The organism is Mesorhizobium sp. B2-3-14, from assembly GCF_006442175.1.
Lineage (GTDB): Bacteria > Pseudomonadota > Alphaproteobacteria > Rhizobiales > Rhizobiaceae > Mesorhizobium > Mesorhizobium australicum.
In genome coordinates, this window is sequence record NZ_VFVP01000009.1 from 79,737 (window position 1) to 98,984 (window position 19,248).

Below are 19,248 nucleotides of genomic sequence, written 5' to 3' on the forward strand. Positions count from 1 at the left end.
TCCCAACCGCCCGTCCAAGTCTCTATATTGAGCCATGGAAAAGCGAATCTATCCCCAAGCCATCGAATCTGTCGTCATGCCCGAGCCCTTTGGCCGGCAAAGCTTCGATAACGCCGAAAAGGCCGTTGCCGCGCTGCAGGTGCTCTACGACCGCAATACCAAGTTTCTGCGCGATTCCTTCGCGGCCCTAGCCGCCGGCGGCGACAGCAGCAAGCGCTACCGGGCCTTCTACCCCGAGATCGGCGTCACCACGAGTTCGTTCACCCAGGTCGATTCGCGCCAGGCCTATGGCCACATGCCAACACCAGGTCATTTCGCCACCACGGTTACCCAGCCGGACCTGTTCGAGACCTACCTCATCGAGCAGCTTCGGCTGATCATGCGCAATCACGGCGTGTCGGTAGCCGTCTCGGAATCGACCACGCCGATCCCGCTGCATTTCGCTTTTCTGGAAGGCACCTATGTTGACGGCGCCGCTGCCGAACGCATCAAGCGGCCGATCCGCGACCTGTTCGACGTGCCGGATCTCGACGGCACCGACGATCAGATCGCCAATGGCACGTTCGAAGTGGCCTTCGGCGAGCCCCGGCCGCTGGCGCCGTTCACGGCGCAGCGCATCGACTATTCGCTGCACCGCATGACGCACTACACCGCAACCAGCCCGCAGCATTTCCAGAACTTCGTGCTGTTCACCAACTATCAATTCTATATCGACGAGTTCGTCGCCCGCGCCCGCGACCTGATGGAAAAGGGCGGTGACGGCTACACGGAATTTGTCGAACCTGGCAACGTTATCACCCGGGCCGGGCAGAGCGCGCCCAGCGAAGGCGTAGCGCCACAGCGCCTGCCGCAGATGCCTGCCTACCATCTGAAGAAGCCGAACCATGGCGGCATCACCATGGTCAATATCGGCGTGGGTCCTTCCAACGCCAAGACCATCACCGATCATATCGCTGTGCTTCGGCCACATGCCTGGGTGATGCTTGGTCACTGCGCCGGGCTGCGCAACACCCAGGCGCTCGGCGACTATGTGCTCGCGCATGCCTATGTGCGCGAGGACCACGTGCTGGACGACGATCTTCCGGTCTGGGTGCCGATCCCGCCGTTGGCCGAGATCCAGGTCGCGCTGCAGGAAGCCGTCGCCGAGGTCACCGGCCTGTCGGGCTATGATTTGAAGCGCATCATGCGTACCGGCACCGTCGCCACCATCGACAACCGCAACTGGGAACTGCGCGACCAGCGCGGACCGGTGCAGCGGCTGTCGCAGTCGCGCGCCATTGCGCTCGACATGGAATCGGCGACCATCGCCGCCAATGGCTTCCGCTTCCGCGTCCCCTACGGCACGCTGCTGTGCGTTTCCGACAAGCCGCTGCATGGCGAGTTGAAGCTGCCTGGCATGGCAACCGAATTCTACAAGCGGCAGGTGGCGCAGCACCTGACTATCGGCATCAGGGCGATGGAGAAGCTGGCGGAGATGCCGATGGAGCGGCTGCATTCGCGCAAGCTCCGGAGCTTTTCGGAAACGGCATTCCAGTAGGCGACCGCGAAGCCTCGGCGAGGCAATTCGTCGTCTTGCTCAGGCCGCAATTTGGCCGATAAGCAAATCGAACGGACCGACAGGCGGCATTCAGCGGATACAACCTCGCAGACACGACCTCAATGGCAACAGGCGCGCGCTTGAACATGACGGCTGGGCTGGCATTCCTGGCGATGACGGCTTTGTTGGCCGGATTTTTCGGCGCACTGCACCCGGCGTTCGATTCCTTCTCGCATTTCCGCATTCATCTCAGCGTGCTGATGGCACTTCTGGCGCTGCCGCTGCTCGCCAGCTCGTTTCGGCTGCAAGCCGCGGCTGGGCTGCTTTTTGCCATTTTCTGCCTGGCCACAACGACGGGTGCGCTGCCCAAATGGTGGCCACAACAGGCGGCCGCCAAGCCGACCGGCCAGATCGTCTACAGCCTGCTGCAGATGAATCTGCGCTTCAACAACCCAACACCTAAGAAAGTGCTCTCACTGATCGGCCGCACCAATCCGGACGTGATCACGCTCGACGAGGTGTCGCAGATGTGGACGACCGAGCTTGGCTACATCGCCAGCGCCTACCCCTACCGAATCCTCTGCCCCTACCCAAACGGCATGTTCGGCGTGGCGCTGCTGTCGCGCCGGCCCTTTGCCGCCGACGCCGCGCCGCGCTGCGAGCCGCGCGGCGCGATGGCCATCGCCACGGTCGACTTCGGCGGCACCGATGTCGATGTCGCCGCGATTCATTTGAGCTGGCCCTGGCCGAAGGAGCAATACTGGCAGATCGGCGAACTGGCGCAGCCACTGGCCTTGCTCGGCGAGACCGCAATCATGGCAGGCGATTGCAACGCCGTGCCGTGGAGTGCCGCGGTGCGGCGGGTCGCGGCTCTCGGCGGGCTGACACTCATGCCTTCCGCCGGCCCGACGTGGATCCACCGGACGCTGCCCGACTTCCTGCGCCGCTATGCAGGCCTGCCGATCGATCAGGTGTTCAGCAAAGGCGGCGTGACGATCCTGTCTTCGACGCGGCTGGAAGATGCCGGCTCCGACCACCTGCCGGTGCTGGTCGAATTCTTGGTCCGGTCCGATGAGAAACAGCCTGAGGATGGGCACGCCACCGCGCTCGCGGCGCACGATTTGCCTGCTGAGCCGCACGGCTGACGCGTCAACGAATGGAGCACCCGCGCCGCGGCGAAGCGTTGAGATGGCGAACGGATTGCTCGTTCAAGGTTTCCCGATCAAGGCAGCGATCAGATGTTCGACATGGCCGCCATCGCGATGCTCACGCCGATCGAAGGCGTTTTGCCTCGCCTCATATTCTGCATAAACGGCCTTGATGCGAAGCCGAGCCTCGCGGCGCGCCTTGTCGCATGACGGGTCGTTGGCGACCCGCAGGCCAGTTATCGACCTTTCTGTCACGCGCATCATCTCCCTGGCGATGCGCCCATGTGTTTCCTCATGGGCGCGAACACCGGCGAAAAACCTGTTCCAACGCCTCTTCAAGGTCGGCGCCATGGGCGAGCCGACGCGAGGGAAGGTGTAGAACAGATTGAGCGTGCCGTTGACCCGCCGCAGCCGGCAGACGCCGTTGTCCTGGCCTCCGCCGAGATCCCAGTCGACCGTATAGGCGGTTGTGGCGATGGCATGCGTCATGAAGCCATGCTTGGGCCCCTTGCTGTCCATCGCGTCGATGAAGGCCGTACCCGAGTTTCCCGTGATGTCGTAGGTCCGCGTCTGGACGATTGCCCTGGTGCCGGCAAAGGCCTCAGGCGCGCACAGTGTCCCGATGACGGCGAGGCATGTCAGAACTGTCCGGCGCATCGGCCTTCTCCTTGTCCCAGGAGAAGGGAACCATAAGCCGGTGATAGTTTCAACGATTCTGCTGCGCTGCATGGTCTCGAAGCCAGAACTCCGCTGCAATTTTGCTGCCGCGCCCTGGACGGCCCGGCGGCGCAGGGGTCACATGCCCTGGTAGACCGGTCCTTCACCGCCTTGCGGGGGCACCCAGTCGATGTTCTGGTTCGGGTCCTTGATGTCGCAGGTCTTGCAGTGGACGCAGTTCTGCGCGTTGATGACGAAGCGCACATCCTTCGCCTGCGGGTCGGCGGCGGCGTTGCCGTCCTTGTCGACCCATTCGTAGACGCCGGCCGGGCAATAGCGTGTGGAAGGTCCGGCAAAGACATCATGTTCCGAGCGTTTCTGCAGGTCCATGTCGCCGACCAGCAGATGGACCGGCTCGTTTTCCTCGTGATTGGTGTTGGATAGGAACACCGAGGACAGACGGTCGAAGGTCAGCACGCCATCCGGCTTCGGATAGACGATCTTCTTGTGCTGGGCGGCAGGCTCGAGCGTGGCATAGTCGGCCTTGCCGTGCTTCAGCGTGCCGAAGGGCGAGACGCCGAACAGCGTGTTCAGCCACATGTCGAGGCCGCCGAGGCTGACGCCGATGATGGTGCCGAAGCGCGACCACAGCGGCTTGACGTTGCGCACCTTCTTCAGGTCCTTGCCGATGTCGGTCGCCCGCCAGGCATCCTCATAGGCGGAAAGCTCGTCATTGGCTCGGCCGGCGCCGATCGCCTCGGCGACATGCTCGGCCGCCAGCATCCCCGACAGCACCGCATTGTGGGAGCCCTTGATGCGCGGCACGTTGACGAAGCCCGCCGCGCACCCCATCAGCGCACCGCCCGGGAACGACAATTTCGGCACTGACTGCCAGCCGCCCTCGGTTATGGCGCGCGCGCCGTAGCCCAGGCGCTTGGCGCCGTCGAACGTGCCCGCGATCGCCGGATGGGTCTTGAAGCGCTGGAATTCCTCGAAAGGCGACAGATAGGGATTCTTGTAATTGAGGTGGAGGACGAAGCCGACCGCCACCTGATTATCCTCCAGATGATAGAGGAACGAACCGCCGCCAGTCTTCATGTCCAGCGGCCAGCCGAAGGAATGCTGCACCAGACCCGGCCGATGGTTCTCCGGCTTGACCTGCCAGAGTTCCTTGAGGCCGATGCCGTATTTGCCGGGCTCGCGGCCATCGGAGAGTTTATATCTAGCGATCAACTGCTTGGCCATCGAACCGCGCGCGCCTTCGCCGATCAGCACATATTTGCCCATCAACGCCATGCCCGGCGCGAAGCCTGGACCATGCGTGCCGTCCTTCTCGACGCCCATGTCTCCGGTGACGACGCCGGTGACGGCACCTTCTTCATTGTAGAGCAGGCCGGCCGCGGCAAAGCCTGGGTAGATCTCGACGCCGAGCGCCTCGGCCTTGCCAGCCAGCCAGCGGCAGACGTTGCCGAGCGAGACGATATAGTTGCCGTGGTTGTTCATCAGCGGCGGCATGAAGATGTTGGGCAGGCGGAACGAACCGGCGGGGCCGAGCACCAGGAAATGGTCCGCAGTGACCGGCGTCTTGAAGGGATGACCATCCTCCTCGCGCCAGCCAGGCAGCAACCGGTCGATGCCGATCGGATCGACGACGGCCCCCGACAGGATGTGGGCGCCGACTTCGCCGCCCTTTTCCAGCACGACGACGGAGAGCTCGGGATTGACCTGCTTGAGGCGGATGGCCGCGGCAAGGCCGGCCGGTCCGGCACCGACGATGACCACGTCGAATTCCATGCTTTCGCGTTCGATATCGCTCATCAACCCCTCCGCACTGGCTTGCCGCCGTTGGCGTATCTTGCTGGCTCCTGCGCTGCATAGCGCATCAATTGGCGACAGGAAACCGGCGCATACGTGACAATGCCGATTTGGCCAAAAAGTCGCGCTTTGCGCGGCAGAGAGGCCATTTCCACGCGGCGCGGCCCGCAAGGCTTGCGTTTTTTATTGTTCGACGGCTTGCTTATCGGCCATACTTCCCGCCATGCGCATTCCCGGGCCAGGCGGCTTCTCTTCGACGCGCTTTCCATCAACGCCCGGCCGGGCCTGCCGGGCGCTTATTTTGGCCCTTCTGGCGTCGAGCCCGTGTCATGCCGTCGCGGATGAAGTGAAGGTCTGGGCGACAGGCGCATACTCGTTTTCCGACGAGCTTGGCGGTTTCCGCATCACCGGAGCCTCCGGCATCGGAACCAAGGACGATCCGCTGGTCATCACCGAAGAGCTGAATTCGGCGACACCCGTGACGCTGACCATCCGCACCACAAAGCCGATCCAGGCATTCGGCAGAGCAGGCGAGTTCGCCAATGGCATCATGTATATGCGCATTGACGTGCTCAACAACAGCGGCCAGGCCTGGATCGAGTTCCAGTTCGAGCTTCAGGAAATACTGGACCAGCCAAGCGTGTTCGGAGACGGGCTTTCGTTCGACCAGCGCAACAAGACGCCCGACAATATCTGGTCGAGCAATTTCGCCGATTTCGACCGCGATTTCGAGCCCTATGACCGGCTGCTGTTCAAAAACGGCAAGGTGGACCCGCTGAAGACCGCCAGCTTCGAATTCCTGATGACCGACTACACGCCGCGATGGACCTTCTATTTGGTTCAGGATCCACGCATACCCACTGGCTAGACCGCGACCTCACCTTGGCAGGCGGGATTGGCTGCCGCCATCGACCTCGCCGAGGTTGCAAATTGATCCCGCCCGGACGATGGTGCGGCCATGACTGCCGCCTCTCCCAACAATCCGGTCGATTTGGCCGATCTGCTCGCCTTCTATGCCAGCGCGGGTGTTGACGAGGCTTTGGAGGATGCGCCGGTCAATCGGTTCGCGGAGGCCGTGCCGAAGCCGGCGGAGCGCACGCCGGCGGCGCCGCGCGAAAGCAAGGCACCGGAGCCGCCCACGGCTCCGCCGCGCCTCGATGGGCGCGCCGTGCCGGATGCTCCGGCCCCGCGCCCGCCGACCTCGGCCGTGCCCGACGAAGCGCAGGCGGCGCTGGCGCGCCAGCTGGCGACCGCGGCAATGTCGCTGGACGAATTACGCCAGCACATGGCCGCTTTCGAGGGCTGCAATCTCAAGGCGACCGCCAAGAACCTGGTATTCGCCGACGGCAACCCGCAAGCGGCTGTCATGCTGGTCGGTGAAGCCCCAGGCCGTGACGAGGACATTGAAGGACTGCCCTTCGTCGGCCGCTCGGGCCGCCTGCTCGACCGGATGCTGGCTGCGATCGGCCTCGACCGTAGCTCGGTCTACATCGCCAACGTCATTCCCTGGCGCCCACCCGGCAACCGCACGCCGACGCCGCACGAGACCGAGATCTGCCGGCCGTTCATCGAGCGTCAGATCGAGCTGGTCAATCCCAAGGTGCTGATCAATCTCGGCGGCCCGTCGGCCAAGACCCTGCTCAACACCTCGGAAGGAATCCTGCGGCTGCGCGGCAACTGGCGCGTGCACACAACGGGTTCCGGCATTGCCATTCCAGCCATGCCGACACTGCACCCGGCCTATCTCTTGCGCACCCCCGCGCACAAGAAGCTCGCATGGCGGGATTTTCTCGAAGTGAAGGCGAAGCTGCGGGAAGTGAGCTAACGATGACCTTGCAGGTAATTGAAATACATTCAGCGTCAGCCTAGTCGTCCTGCATGACAACGCCCCAAACCTCCGCCGGTAGCCTGATCCGCGAATGGCGCACGCGACGTCGCATGAGCCAGCTCGACCTCGCCATGGAGGCCGAGATCTCGCAACGGCATCTCTCCTTCGTCGAAAGCGGGCGTGCCGCGCCCTCGCGCGACATGGTGCTGCATCTGGCCGAGCAGCTTGCGATCCCGCTGCGGCAGCGCAATCAATTGCTGCTGGCCGCGGGCTTCGCGCCGAGCTTCAGCGAACGGCCGCTCACCGATACGACGCTGGCACCGGCAATGGCGGCGGTCGAGATGGTGCTCAAGGGGCATGAGCCGTTTCCGGCATTGGCGGTGGACCGGCACTGGAACCTGGTTGCGGCGAACACGGCGATCGGGCCATTCCTGGCCGATGTTTCCGAGCCCTCTCTGCTCCAGCCACCCGTCAATGTGCTGCGGCTCAGCCTGCACCCAGGTGGTGTCGCGCCACGGATCGTGAACCTCCAGGAATGGCGCACCCACCTGCTCGAACGGCTGAAACATCAGAACGATGCCGCCGGTGACCCGGTGCTGGTGGCATTGGAGCAAGAGCTTCGCGGCTACCCCTCTGGCCTGCAGAGCAGCCGGCCGGCGCCAGTCGAGCCGAATGCGATCGTGCATCCGCTGCGGCTTGCCCATGGCGACACGGTGCTTTCCTTCATCAGCACCATCACCGTGTTTGGCACGCCACTGGATGTCACCCTTTCGGAACTGGCGATCGAATCCTTTTTCCCGGCCGATGAGCAGACACGGGCGATGCTGGTACGCTTGGCGAAGGAACGGTCCTGATCACCCTTGCGGCAGCGCAGCTTTGCGGGTGCGCGTCCGTTCCAGACCCAGCTGCCGTTCGCGCCAGATGATGAAGATGCCGGCGGCGACCACGATCACGCCACCGACCAGCGTGCCGGGCGAGGTCACGTCGCCGAAAACGAAATAGCCGACGACGACGCCGAGGATCATCGAGGTGTATTCGAAAGGCGCCACGACCGAGGCTTCGGCATGACGATAGGCCGCGGTCATCAAAATCTGGCCGAGCCCGCCACAAAAGCCGGCGAGGATGAGCAACGTGGCTTGTATTGGCGTCAGCGACTGCCAGCCGAAGGGCAGCGTCAACAGCGAGAGCACGCTCGCCGTCGACGAGAACCATAGCACGATGGTCGCCGTCTTCTCCGTCTGCACGAGATTGCGCACCAACAGCATGGCGACAGCGGAGATTGCCGCGGCCGCCAGCGCGGCCATGACGCCCAGGACCTCCTGGTCGTCGAGACCTTCATCCGAATTGAGCAGCGTCAGCTCCGGCCAGGAAATGACGAGCACGCCAATGAGGCCGATCGCGACAGCGCTCCAGCGATAGACGCGGATCGTCTCGCCAAGGAAGACCGAGGAGAACACCACGACCAGCAGCGGCTGTGCATAGTTCAGGGTGATCGCCTCGGGAAGAGGCAGCCTGGTGAGCGCGAAAAAGCCGAGCCCCATGGCACCGACGCCGACGACGCCACGCGCGACGTGGTTGAAGGGGCGTTTCGTCACAAATGCCGTGGCCAGATGTCCCTTCAACGTCAGGAAGACAATGATCGGGAAGATGGCGAAGAAGGAACGAAAGAAGACGATCTGCCCGGCAGGCACATCGCCTGCCGCCTTGATACAGGTTTGCATGCCGACAAAAACCGCCACGGAGACGATCTTCAGCACGATGCCTCTCAGGGTGCCGTGGCCGCCCGTCGTCTCTGGTTGCGCCCCCGCTCCTGATGTCACTTTGGCAATGCGTCTCTGCCCGCGGTCGAGGGCACGCTACGGTTCTCGAAATGGCAGAACGGGAAATTGTCGGCGCGCCGAACGAAAGCGCCCATCCCGAATTTCGGTGTGACGGCCGTCATGACTGCCTCGCGACAAGGAAAGGATGACCTGAATTAGGCCCTGCCGCAGTTTTGTCGAGGGAGTGTTTCGTGTAAAGAGCGCGGACTTCAAATTTTTGGACCGGTCAGATCATGTCCGGTCCCCGGAAAAGACAGGAAAAGCCAGGGAATGCGCACCGATACAGGCCAGGTCTTCAAACTCGAGGACTATCGCCCCAGCGACTACCTCATTCCGGAAACCAGCCTTGAATTCCGTCTTTCGCCGCAGGCAACGGTCGTCGCCGCGATACTGACCGTCGAACGCCGCGAGGACATATCCACGTCGGCTCCGCTGGTGCTCGACGGCGATGGGTTGACGCTCAAACGCGTCGAGGTCGACGGCAAGGTGGTGAGACCGGCGGATCTGCTGGCGAGCCCCGACCAACTGACCCTGCTCAAACCGCCGGCGGCACCTCGTTTCCAGCTGCTGATCGAAACCGAACTGGCCCCAGCCGGCAACGAGGCCTTGATGGGCCTTTACCGCTCGAACAACGTGTACTGCACGCAATGCGAGGCGGAGGGTTTTCGCCGCATCACCTATTTCCTCGACCGCCCCGATATCCTGTCCGTCTACACGGTGCGCATCGAGGCGCGACGCGACGAGGCGCCGCTGCTCCTGTCGAACGGCAATCCGGTCGAGAGCGGCGATCACGCCGAAGGCTGGCACTACGCCACATGGCACGACCCCTTCCCCAAACCATCCTATTTGTTCGCGCTGGTGGCCGGCAATCTCGGCCAGGTGGCCGACAATTTCGTCACCAAGTCCGGCCGCAAGGTCGAGCTCGGCATCTATGTCGAGCCCGGCAAGGAGGCGCTCGCCGGCTACGCGATGGACGCGCTGAAGCGGTCGATGCAATGGGACGAGGAGGCGTTTGGCCGCGAGTACGACCTCGACGTCTTCAACATCGTCGCCGTGTCGGACTTCAACATGGGCGCGATGGAGAACAAGGGCCTCAACATCTTCAACGACAAATACGTGCTGGCCGACCAGGAGACGGCGACGGACGCCGATTTCGCCAATATCGAGGCGATCATCGCGCATGAATATTTCCACAATTGGACAGGCAACAGAATCACTTGCCGCGACTGGTTCCAGCTTTGCCTGAAGGAAGGGCTGACGGTCTTCCGCGATCATGAGTTCTCCGCCGACCAGCGCTCGCGCGCTGTCAAGCGCATCGCCGAGGTGCGCACGCTGCGGGCCCACCAGTTTCCCGAGGACCAGGGCCCGCTGGCGCATCCCGTGCGGCCGCGCCGCTACCGCGAGATCAACAATTTCTATACGGCGACGATATACGAGAAAGGCTCCGAAGTGGTGCGCATGATCCGCACCATTCTCGGGGCCGAGGTCTTTCGCGCCGGCATGGACCTCTATTTCGAACGCCACGACGGCGAGGCCGCGACCATCGAGGATTTCATAAAGGTGTTCGAGGACGCGTCCGGCCGCGACCTGTCGCAATTCGCGCTATGGTATCATCAGGCGGGCACACCCAACCTGACGGTGAGTTCGACGCACAATCCGGCCGCACAGGAATTCACGCTCGAGATCGAGCAGTCGGTGCCGCCGACGCCCTCCGAAAGCCGCAAGCGGCTGATGCATATCCCGCTCGCCTTCGGCCTGATCGGCGCCGGCGGCAAACCTGTCGCGTATAGCGGCGTCGAGGGCGCCAACGTCGAGGACGGCGTCATCCATGTCCGCAAGCGTCGCCATGTGGTGCGTTTCTCGGGCGTGGCCGAGCGCCCGGCGGTGTCGCTCAACCGTGGCTTTTCGGCGCCGGTGACGCTGTCGGCCGAGCAGAAGGCGGCCGACCAGTACTTCCTCGCCCGCCATGACAGCGACGCCTTCTCGCGCTGGCAGGCCTTCAACACGCTGTTGACCGATGCTCTGATCGCTGCCTTCCGCCAGATCCTTGGCGGCAAACAGCCGGACTTCGCCCCACGGCTGACCGAGCTTGCCGGCAGCATCGCCAGCGACGAGACGCTGGAGCCAGCCTATCGGGCCCTGGCCCTGGCGCTGCCTGGAGACGCCGACATCGCCCGCGACATCGGCAAGAACATCGATCCCGACGCCATCCATGCGGCCCGACAGGCGCTTGCGCTGGCGATCGGCATGGCCAATGGCGAGGCATTTTCCGGCCTCTACGACAGCCTTGCCGAGAAGAGCGCTTTCAGCCCCGACGCGGCGAGTGCCGGACGGCGCGCCTTGCGCAACATTCTGCTGGATTATCTCTCGCTGCTGCCAGGTGGAGCGGCGTTGGCGGCCGGGCATTTCCAGTCCGCGAGCAACATGACCGACCGGGCGGCCGCATTGGCCGTGCTTGCGCATCGCCACCACGGATCGCCGGAGGCAAGCAAGGCGCTGGCGGCTTTCGAACAGACATATGCGTCGGACCCGCTGGTGATGGACAAATGGTTCCAGATCCAGGCCAGCGTGCCTGGGCCGCAGGCGGTGGAGACGGTTCGCGCCCTGACCGCTCATGCCGGCTTCTCGATGGGCAATCCGAACCGGGTGCGCTCGTTGATCGGCACATTCTCCAGCGCCAACCAGACCGGCTTTCACCGCGCCGACGGCGAAGGCTACCGCTTCTTCGCCCAGACGGTGCTCGAGGTTGAAAAGCGCAATCCGCAAGTGGCGGCAAGACTGGCGACGGCGCTCAGGTCATGGCGCTCGCTCGAACCGGGCAGGCAAGCCCAGGCCCGGGAAGTGCTGGTTTCGATCGCCAATGCCGAAAACCTGTCGGCGGATCTGCGCGACATCGTCGAGCGCACGTTGGCTTAGGCGCTCCCGCCTTCTTCCCTGCGGGAGAAGGCAGGGTTCTAAAAGCCCATTATTTTAGTCGATTTTTAATCTTTTTTCGCCCGACCACTGGACAAGGCGAATCACCTTTGATTCTTTAATGGCGATTCGGAAGTGCGGTGTTGCCGGATCACCAGCACATAGAAATGCGGCATACTGAAATCGGGGAGTGCCATTTATGGCAAAGGCGGACGCGTGGGGCGCGCCCGGTGGGATGGTTTTTGCGCGTCGCGAGACGCGCGGCGACGGCCTTGCCGGGAATACGCGGCTCATTGCCGAACCGGCCTACAAGCGGCTTCTGGCGGCCGAACCGCTGCTGCGCCGGTCGATACCGGCCCTCATCGTCATCTTCCTGCTCGTCATCGCGGCGCTGCGTGTAGTCTCGCTGATGAACGAGCGCGACGACGTGGAGCGCGATGCCAAGGCTATCCTGACGCTGGCCGCCGCGCAGCTCGCCAGTTCGCTCGCCACCACAGCGGACACGCTGCCGGGCGCCACCCAGGACCTGCTGGAGACCACCAGCCGCCAGGGCGCCATGGGCCGCAGCCATGTGCTGGTCATCACCGACAGCGCCTTCAGGATCACCGCGGTGACGCCGCGTTCGGTGCCCTGGCAAGGCCATTCGCTCGACGGCCTCGTCCAGGGCGGCCAACCTCTGTTCATGTTCGGCGACCGGGCCGGCGTCATGGAGGTCAACATCGGCGGGCAGGACTGGTACGCGGCGGTCAGCCTGAGCAAGGACAGGAAGGGAGCCGCGGCGGCGCTCGTCCCCCAAGAGGCGGTCTTCGACACGTGGCGCAAGACCGTCTCGCTCAACGTCACCCTGTTTGTGCTGACGGCCGGCGTGCTGATCATCATCCTCTATGCCTATTTCGGACAGGCGGCGCGCGCGCAGGCAGCCGACCGCATCTATGTCGAAGCGCATCAGCGTATCGACATGGCGCTGGTCCGCGGCCGCTGCGGCCTGTGGGACTGGGACATGGTGCGCGGCAAGATGTACTGGTCACGCTCGATGTACGACATGCTCGGCTATGAGCCCTGCGAGACGATGCTGTCCTTCGGCGAGGTCGACGAGATCATCCATCCCGAGGATGGCGACCTGTTCGAACTCGCCAACAGGATCGTCGCGCGCGAGATCGACCACATCGACCAGGTGTTCCGGATGCGGCATGCCGATGGCCAGTGGGTGTGGATGCGCGCCCGCGCCCAGGTCATGGACCCGGAAGCGCCGGAGATCCAGCTCATAGGCATCGCCGTCGACGTCACCGAGCAGCGCCACCTGGCGCTGCGCTCCGAAGCGGCCGATCTTCGCCTGAGGACCGCGATCGAGAACATCAATGAATCCTTCGTGCTGTGGGATTCGGCTCAAAACTTGATCATGTGCAATTCCAAATATCAGCAGGACAACGGGCTCTCGGATCGCGACGTGATGCCAGGTGTGACGCGCGCTTCCCTGGAAGAGCGGATGCTGGCCTTCGCTTCGGAGCGCCGGCTCGCCAATACCAACGGTCCGCAGGGCGGCGCCACGTTCGAGCGGCAGCTGTCCGACGGCCGCTGGCTGCAGGTCAACGAGCTCAGGACCAGGGACGGTGGCATCGTCTCGGTCGGGTCCGATATCACCCAGATCAAATTGCACCAGGAGAAACTCGTCGACAGCGAACGCCGGCTGATGGCGACGATCCATGATCTCAGCCTCGCCCGCCGGGCCGAAGAGGAACGGGCGCGCGAACTGGTCGACCTCAACCGCAAATACATGAAGGAAACCGAGCGCGCCGAAGCGGCGAACCGGGCCAAATCCGAATTCCTGGCCAACATGTCGCATGAACTGCGCACACCGCTCAACGCCATCATCGGCTTCTCCGAACTGATGGAACAGAGGCTGTTCGGTCCGTTGGGCTCGGAGCGCTACGAGGAGTACGCCACCGACATCAACAGCAGCGGCAAATATCTGCTCGGCGTCATCAACGACATTCTCGACATGTCCAAGATCGAAGCCGGCCAGTTCTCGCTGGACCAGGAACAGATCGACCTCGGTCCGCTGATCAGCGAGACGGTGCGTGTCGTCTCTCTGCAGGCGGCGCAGAAGGCGATCACCGTGGAAACGCGCATTGCCGACGCCTTGACTTTGTTTGCCGATCGCCGGGCGATCAAGCAGATCGTCATCAATCTCCTGTCCAACGCGGTGAAATTCACCGGCCAGGGCGGCCACATATCGGTCAGGGCCCGCAACACGTCAGGCGCGCTGGTGCTGACGATCGAGGACAATGGCTGCGGTATCCCGAAGGAAGCCCTCGGCAAGCTGGGGCGCCCCTTCGAGCAGGTGCAGAACCAGTTTTCCAAGAACCATGCCGGCTCCGGCCTTGGCCTTGCCATTTCGCGCTCGCTGGCCGAGTTGCAAGGCGGTGCACTGAAGATCCGCTCGACCGAAAGCGTCGGCACGATCGTATCGGTGCGCATTCCCGTGAAGAAGGCGCCAACGGCGGTCAAGGCCGCGGCCTGAGCGACAGGCTCCGGTTGGCGATGTCGGAGCCCGTATCAACCAAATCTTACTGCACGCCGCCTTCGTTGCCTTCGCCATCCCATTGACGGTCATCGCGCCCGTCCTTCGGCAGTTCGCCCTTCTCGATCTTGCCGTCATTGTTCTTGTCGAGCATCGCGAAAAGCTTCTTTTCGCGGCCGATGATGTCATCCGATGTCAGCGTGCCGTCGCCCTTGCTGTCGTAACGGGCGATGATGCGCCTGGCCATGCGTTCGAAGCGCGCCTTCTCCAGCGCGTCGGCGAGTTGAGCGACAGTCAGCTTGCCGCCCTTATCAGCGACAAGCTTCTTGAGCCGCGCGTCCATGACATCGGAGAACTGGTCGAAAGTGATTTTGCCGTCATTGTCCTTCATCGCCTTGTCGAGCCGCATCATGGTGCGCTCACGCACGTTGGCGCTGTCGAGGTTCTCGGCATAGGCCGCGCCGCCGACGGCTCCGGCCAGGGCGATGTAGGCAAGTGCGAGCTTGGTTGTCTTTCTCATGGTTTTCTCCTGTTGCATCGTCACCCCCGACGCGGCCGAACGGTCGTTGGTCACGACCCTCCGGCACGAAGCAGAAGGTCGAAATCCTTCCTGACCTTTTGCGACGTCTCCTTGAGATGTGCTTCCAGCACACCGAAATCCGGCAGGTCGGTGACCGCCAGAAGCAGATCCGAAAGCCCCGGCGGAACGTCGTCACGTTCGAACGGTCCGGTAAGGCACAGCCGCGTCATCTGGGTCAGCGCCAGATAAAGGGCGTAAGCCTCGCCAAGGTCCTGCCTGATCACGGCATTGGCGAAATGGGGCGTCAGACGAGACAGGATCTCAGCCGTGCCGGTGGCGCGCGGCCCGGGCTCGACCTGCCCAGTGATGACAGCCACCTGGGCGATGAATTCGAGATCGATCAGACCGCCCGGGATCAGCTTGATGTCCCACAGGTCGCGGGGCGGCTTTTCCTGCTCGATCATGGCACGCATGTCGGAGGCTTCGGTTTTCACCTTCGCCCCGTCGCGTGGCTGGCCGAGTAGCGCGGCGACTTCCGTTTCAACCTCGGCGCAGAGACCGGCGTCGCCAGCAATCGGCCGCGCCCGCGACAGCGCCATGTGTTCCCAGGTCCAGGCTTCCTGGCGCTGGTATTTCTTGAAGGCATCGATATGGGTGGCGACCGGTCCCTTGTTGCCGGACGGCCGCAAACGCAGGTCGAGCTCGTAAAGCACCCCTTCCGCCGTTGGCGCCGATACCGCGGATATCAGCCGCTGCGTCATGCGGGTGTAGTAGTGCGACGGCGCCAGCGGCTTTTCACCATCGGAGTCCTCGGCGTCCGCATCGTGATCGTAAAGCAGGATGAGATCGACATCCGATCCGGCCGTCAATTCGCGGCTGCCGAGCTTGCCCATGCCGAGCAGCGAAACCACGCCACCGGCGATCGTGCCGTGGCGCACCGCGAATTCGGCGATCACCGCTTGCAACGCCGCCGCAATGGTCAGGTCCGCCAGATCGGAGAAAGCGCGGCCGGCGCGGGCCGGGTCGATCGAGCCCGCGAGCAGCCGCACACCGATGAGGAATTTCTGTTCGGAAGCAAATATGCGTAAGCGGTCGAGCACGTCCTCATAGGCCCTGTCGCCCTCGAGGAAGGCGGAAAGCCGCCCCGAGAGATAGGCGCGGTCTGGCAGCTCGGTCAGCAATGCCGGGTCGAGCAAGCCGTCGAAGACATGCGGCCGGCGAGTGATGATGGCCGCCAGCCTTGGTGCCGCGCCCATGATCGTCGCCATCAGCTTGAGCAGTGCGGGATTCGACTGCAGCAGCGAAAACAGCTGGATGCCGGCCGGCAGGCCGGCGAGGAACTCGTCGAAACGGACCAGCGCCTCGTCGGCCCGGCGCGTCTGGCCAAAGGCCTTGAGCAGTGCCGGCGTCAGTTCCGTCAGCCGCTCGCGCGCCTCCGCCGACTGGGTGACGCGATAGCGGCCGAAATGCCAGCCGCGGATGACACGGCAGATATCGCTCGGCCGCTGAAAGCCGAGGCCGTTCAGGGTCTGCAGCGTGTCCGGGTCGTCGACGTCACCGGTGAAGACCAGGTTGCCGATGCCGGCCGAAAGCTCGGGCGCGGTTTCGAACAGCGCCGCATAGTGGCGCTCGACCTGCTGCAGCGAGGCACGGAAGGCCCCGGCGAACGCGGCGGCGTCGGCGAAGCCCAGCATGCGGGCGATGCGCTCCAGCCCTTCATCGTCTTCCGGCAGCGTGTGCATCTGCTCGTCGGCCACCATCTGGATGGCGTGTTCGACCCGGCGCAGGAACCAGTACTGGAGGGCGAGTGCGTCTCTTGCGTCTGATGTGATCCAGCCTCGGGCCGCGAGCTGACCGAGCATCGGCACGGTTTCGCGGCCGCGCAGCTCCGGAAAGCGGCCGCCGGCGATGAGCTGCTGGGTCTGGACGAAGAACTCGATCTCGCGGATGCCGCCGCGCCCGAGCTTGACGTTGTGCCCCTTCACCGCGATCTCGCCATGGCCCTTATGAGCATGAATCTGGCGCTTGATCGAATGGACGTCGGCAATCGCCGCGTAATCCATGTATTTGCGCCAGATATAGGGCTGGAGCTCCTTGAGGAAGGCATCGCCCGCGGCGAGATCGCCGGCCACCGGGCGGGCCTTGATCATCGCGGCACGCTCCCAGTTCTGGCCACGCGCTTCGTAGTAGCGAAGCGCGGCTTCAACCGGGATAGCCAGCGGGGTGGAGCCGGGATCGGGACGCAACCTCAGATCGGTGCGGAAGACATAGCCGTGCTCGGTGCGGTCCTGCAGGATGCGAACCAGCCGGCGCGTCAGGCGTGAGAACAGGTCGGTGGCGTCGAGAGGATCGACCACGGCGGGTGCCTCCGGATCGAAGAACACGACGAGGTCGATGTCGGAGGAGAAATTCAGCTCATGCGCGCCGAGCTTGCCCATGCCGAGCAGGATCCAGCCCGATCGATGCGAGGGGTTGTCGAGGTCGGGCAGCTTGAGCTTGCCCTGGCCATGCGCGTCACGCAGCAGGAAATCGACTGCCGCGCGGGTGCAGGCGTCGGCGAGATCGCTCAACCGCCTTACGGTCAGCGAGGTTTCGGCTTCGCCCGAAAGATCGGCGAGCGCGATCAGGAAATGCGCCTCTGCCTTATGCCGGCGCAGCGCCATCATCAGGCCGGATTCCGAGGCCGTTTCGGCCAGCGGCGCCTGGTCGATCGCGGCGGTGATCGCCTTCAGACGGGCCTCTATCGGCAGGTCGAACAGCCCGTCCAGGATTTGCGGCCGGCGGCGCGCCGTGTCGCGCAGGAATGGCGAAAGGTCGAAGACAGCGGCGAGGAGATCCTGCGCCTTGCCTTTGCCGGCCAGGAATTTGGCCACCCGTGTCAGCCCCTCTTCGCGCGCTGCGTCCGCGATTTCGGCCAGCTCCTGTCGTGCCCGGGCTGCGTCGAGCGGGGCAAGCGGGGTTTCCAGGCTGAGCAGCCAGTCTGTCTTGCTCCGCTTGGCAACGGCCGCCATCAGTGATCCTCGCGTGCCGGGAAACTCATGACCACGGATAGTCCTGGATTGCCAGGCAGCAGGTCAAGCCGGCCGTAATGGAATGTCATGACCGCCTTGGCGAGACTGAGGCCAAGGCCGGAACCAGGCTGCGAACGGCTCTTCTCCAGCCGCACGAAGCGCTCCGTCGCCCGGGCGCGATCGGCGTCGTCGGGAATGCCCTGGCCATTGTCCGTGACGGAAAGCCTGATCTCGCCATGCGTGCGTTCGAGCTTTACACGGACCGCCGGCTTGGACGTCGAATCGGTCGAGTACTTGATCGCATTGTCGACGATGTTGGAGAGCGCCTGGCCGATCAGCTCGCGGTTGCCGTCGACGACAAAAGCACCATTCACCTCGGCGTCCAGCGAAACGCCAGCCTCCTCGGCCACCGGCTCATAGAGTTCGACGACATCACGGACGGCCACCGCCAGATCGACGCGGCTGGTGTGCTCGGAAGAATAGCCCGCCTCCAGGCGGGAGATCATCAGGATGGCGTTGAAGGTCTTTATCAACTGGTCGGACTCGGCGATGGTGCCTTCCAGCGCCTGTCGATAGTCCGATGTCTTCTGCTTGCCGGAAAGCGTCGCTTCGGCCCGGTTGCGCAGCCGGGTCAGCGGCGTCTTGAGGTCATGCGCGATGTTGTCGGAAACCTGCTTGAGGCCTTCGTTGAGCGTGGCGATCCTGGCCAGCATGGCGTTGAGGTTTTCCGAAAGCCGGTCGAACTCGTCGCCGGCGCCGGTTACCGGCAGCCGGCCGGAGAGATCCCCGCCCATGATGCGCCGGCTTGCCTCCGATACGCCATCGATACGCTTCAGCGCCGCGCGGCCGACAAAGAACCAGATCAGGATGCCACCCAGGGCCATCATGCCGAGCGCCAGCATCAGCGAACGGCGGATGACGGCACGGAACCGCTCTGGTTCCCCGAGATCGCGGCCGACCAGCATGATCATCTGGTTCGGCAGCCGCAGCACCAGGGCAATGGCGTTGTGGCCCTTCTCGCCCTGCGCTTGCGTGTCGCTCTGGTCGGGCTGTGCGGTCCCCTTGTCGGCAGGCAAGTTGCGTAGACGGTCGAGTTCTCCCTCGCCAAAGCGCTGATAGGAAAAAGGGCTGGTGGTCCAGCCTTCGTTTTCGAGAACGCCCGGCTCGAGGCTCTGCACGTTACCGGTCAGGATCTGGCCGTTGGCATCGGCGATCAGATAGAGATTGGCGCCGGGCTGCCGCGAGCGGGCCTCGACCACGCGGACCAATACGGGAAGGCCACCGCGCTGATAGGCGCGGGCAAGGCCGAGCACCTCGTCGTTGATGGTCTCCTGCGTCTGCCCGGTCAGCATGCGCGCCGAGAGCGAAGTCATATAGAGGACGAGCAGCACCGCGCAGAGCGCGAAGAGCAAGAGATAGAGCGCCGAAAGCCGCGCGGCCGTCGTCTTCATGATGGCGGGCACGGAAAGCGCCATGCC

At 63.9% G+C, this 19,248-nt stretch carries 13 protein-coding genes; 7 read left to right on the forward strand and 6 right to left on the reverse strand.

Annotated elements, in window-relative coordinates:
* The first annotated feature begins 76 nt into the window (after window positions 1–76).
* A complete protein-coding gene (locus tag FJ950_RS21900; RefSeq protein ID WP_246677741.1) occupies window positions 77–1,537 on the forward strand; it encodes an AMP nucleosidase in 1,461 nt (486 codons plus the stop codon).
* Between the two features lie 146 nt (window positions 1,538–1,683).
* Window positions 1,684–2,682: an endonuclease/exonuclease/phosphatase family protein gene (locus tag FJ950_RS21905; protein ID WP_181171397.1), complete on the forward strand. Its 999-nt coding sequence runs from the start codon at window positions 1,684–1,686 to the stop codon at window positions 2,680–2,682.
* Window positions 2,683–2,745: 63 nt separating this feature from the next.
* Here FJ950_RS21905 and FJ950_RS21910 read toward each other — a convergent pair whose 3' ends face one another.
* Complete coding sequence (locus tag FJ950_RS21910; RefSeq protein WP_015318608.1) at window positions 2,746–3,342, reverse strand: DUF922 domain-containing protein; 597 nt, start codon at window positions 3,340–3,342, stop codon at window positions 2,746–2,748.
* A gap of 138 nt (window positions 3,343–3,480) precedes the next feature.
* Window positions 3,481–5,160: an electron transfer flavoprotein-ubiquinone oxidoreductase gene (locus tag FJ950_RS21915; RefSeq protein WP_140618528.1), complete on the reverse strand. Its 1,680-nt coding sequence runs from the start codon at window positions 5,158–5,160 to the stop codon at window positions 3,481–3,483.
* A gap of 220 nt (window positions 5,161–5,380) precedes the next feature.
* Between FJ950_RS21915 and FJ950_RS21920 the strand changes: the two genes are divergently transcribed.
* The 3 genes from FJ950_RS21920 (at window position 5,381) to FJ950_RS21930 (ending at window position 7,839) form a co-directional block, all read left to right on the forward strand.
* Entirely contained in the window at window positions 5,381–6,025 is a 645-nt protein-coding gene (locus FJ950_RS21920) for a hypothetical protein (RefSeq protein ID WP_015318610.1), read from the forward strand.
* A 90-nt stretch (window positions 6,026–6,115) separates the two neighbouring features.
* Window positions 6,116–6,982: a uracil-DNA glycosylase gene (locus FJ950_RS21925; protein ID WP_140618530.1), complete on the forward strand. Its 867-nt coding sequence runs from the start codon at window positions 6,116–6,118 to the stop codon at window positions 6,980–6,982.
* Between the two features lie 53 nt (window positions 6,983–7,035).
* Window positions 7,036–7,839 carry a helix-turn-helix transcriptional regulator gene (locus FJ950_RS21930; RefSeq protein WP_015318612.1) on the forward strand — a complete coding sequence of 268 codons (804 nt, stop codon included), beginning with the start codon at window positions 7,036–7,038 and terminating at the stop codon, window positions 7,837–7,839.
* On the opposite strand, the gene FJ950_RS21935 is transcribed toward FJ950_RS21930, so the two are convergent.
* Window positions 7,840–8,805, reverse strand: a complete 966-nt coding sequence (locus FJ950_RS21935; RefSeq protein ID WP_140618532.1) for a DMT family transporter — start codon at window positions 8,803–8,805, stop codon at window positions 7,840–7,842.
* Between the two features lie 270 nt (window positions 8,806–9,075).
* Here FJ950_RS21935 and pepN point away from each other — a divergent pair, with 270 nt between their 5' ends.
* Together pepN and FJ950_RS21945 are read left to right on the forward strand one after the other, a co-directional pair.
* Complete coding sequence (pepN, locus tag FJ950_RS21940; RefSeq protein WP_140618534.1) at window positions 9,076–11,721, forward strand: aminopeptidase N; 2,646 nt, start codon at window positions 9,076–9,078, stop codon at window positions 11,719–11,721.
* A gap of 196 nt (window positions 11,722–11,917) precedes the next feature.
* Window positions 11,918–14,239 carry a PAS domain-containing sensor histidine kinase gene (locus tag FJ950_RS21945; RefSeq protein ID WP_140618536.1) on the forward strand — a complete coding sequence of 774 codons (2,322 nt, stop codon included), beginning with the start codon at window positions 11,918–11,920 and terminating at the stop codon, window positions 14,237–14,239.
* 46 nt (window positions 14,240–14,285) lie between these two features.
* On the opposite strand, the gene FJ950_RS21950 is transcribed toward FJ950_RS21945, so the two are convergent.
* Genes FJ950_RS21950 through FJ950_RS21960 form a run of 3 tightly spaced genes read right to left on the reverse strand, consistent with a single transcriptional unit; the run spans window position 14,286 to window position 19,245 of the window.
* A complete protein-coding gene (locus FJ950_RS21950; protein WP_140618538.1) occupies window positions 14,286–14,759 on the reverse strand; it encodes a hypothetical protein in 474 nt (157 codons plus the stop codon).
* A gap of 50 nt (window positions 14,760–14,809) precedes the next feature.
* Window positions 14,810–17,770, reverse strand: coding sequence for a bifunctional [glutamine synthetase] adenylyltransferase/[glutamine synthetase]-adenylyl-L-tyrosine phosphorylase (locus FJ950_RS21955; protein WP_140618540.1), 2,961 nt, complete (start codon window positions 17,768–17,770; stop codon window positions 14,810–14,812).
* Window positions 17,770–19,245: an ATP-binding protein gene (locus FJ950_RS21960; protein ID WP_140618542.1), complete on the reverse strand. Its 1,476-nt coding sequence runs from the start codon at window positions 19,243–19,245 to the stop codon at window positions 17,770–17,772. Before FJ950_RS21960 ends, FJ950_RS21955 begins: the two co-directional genes overlap by 1 nt.
* Window positions 19,246–19,248: the final 3 nt, after the last annotated feature.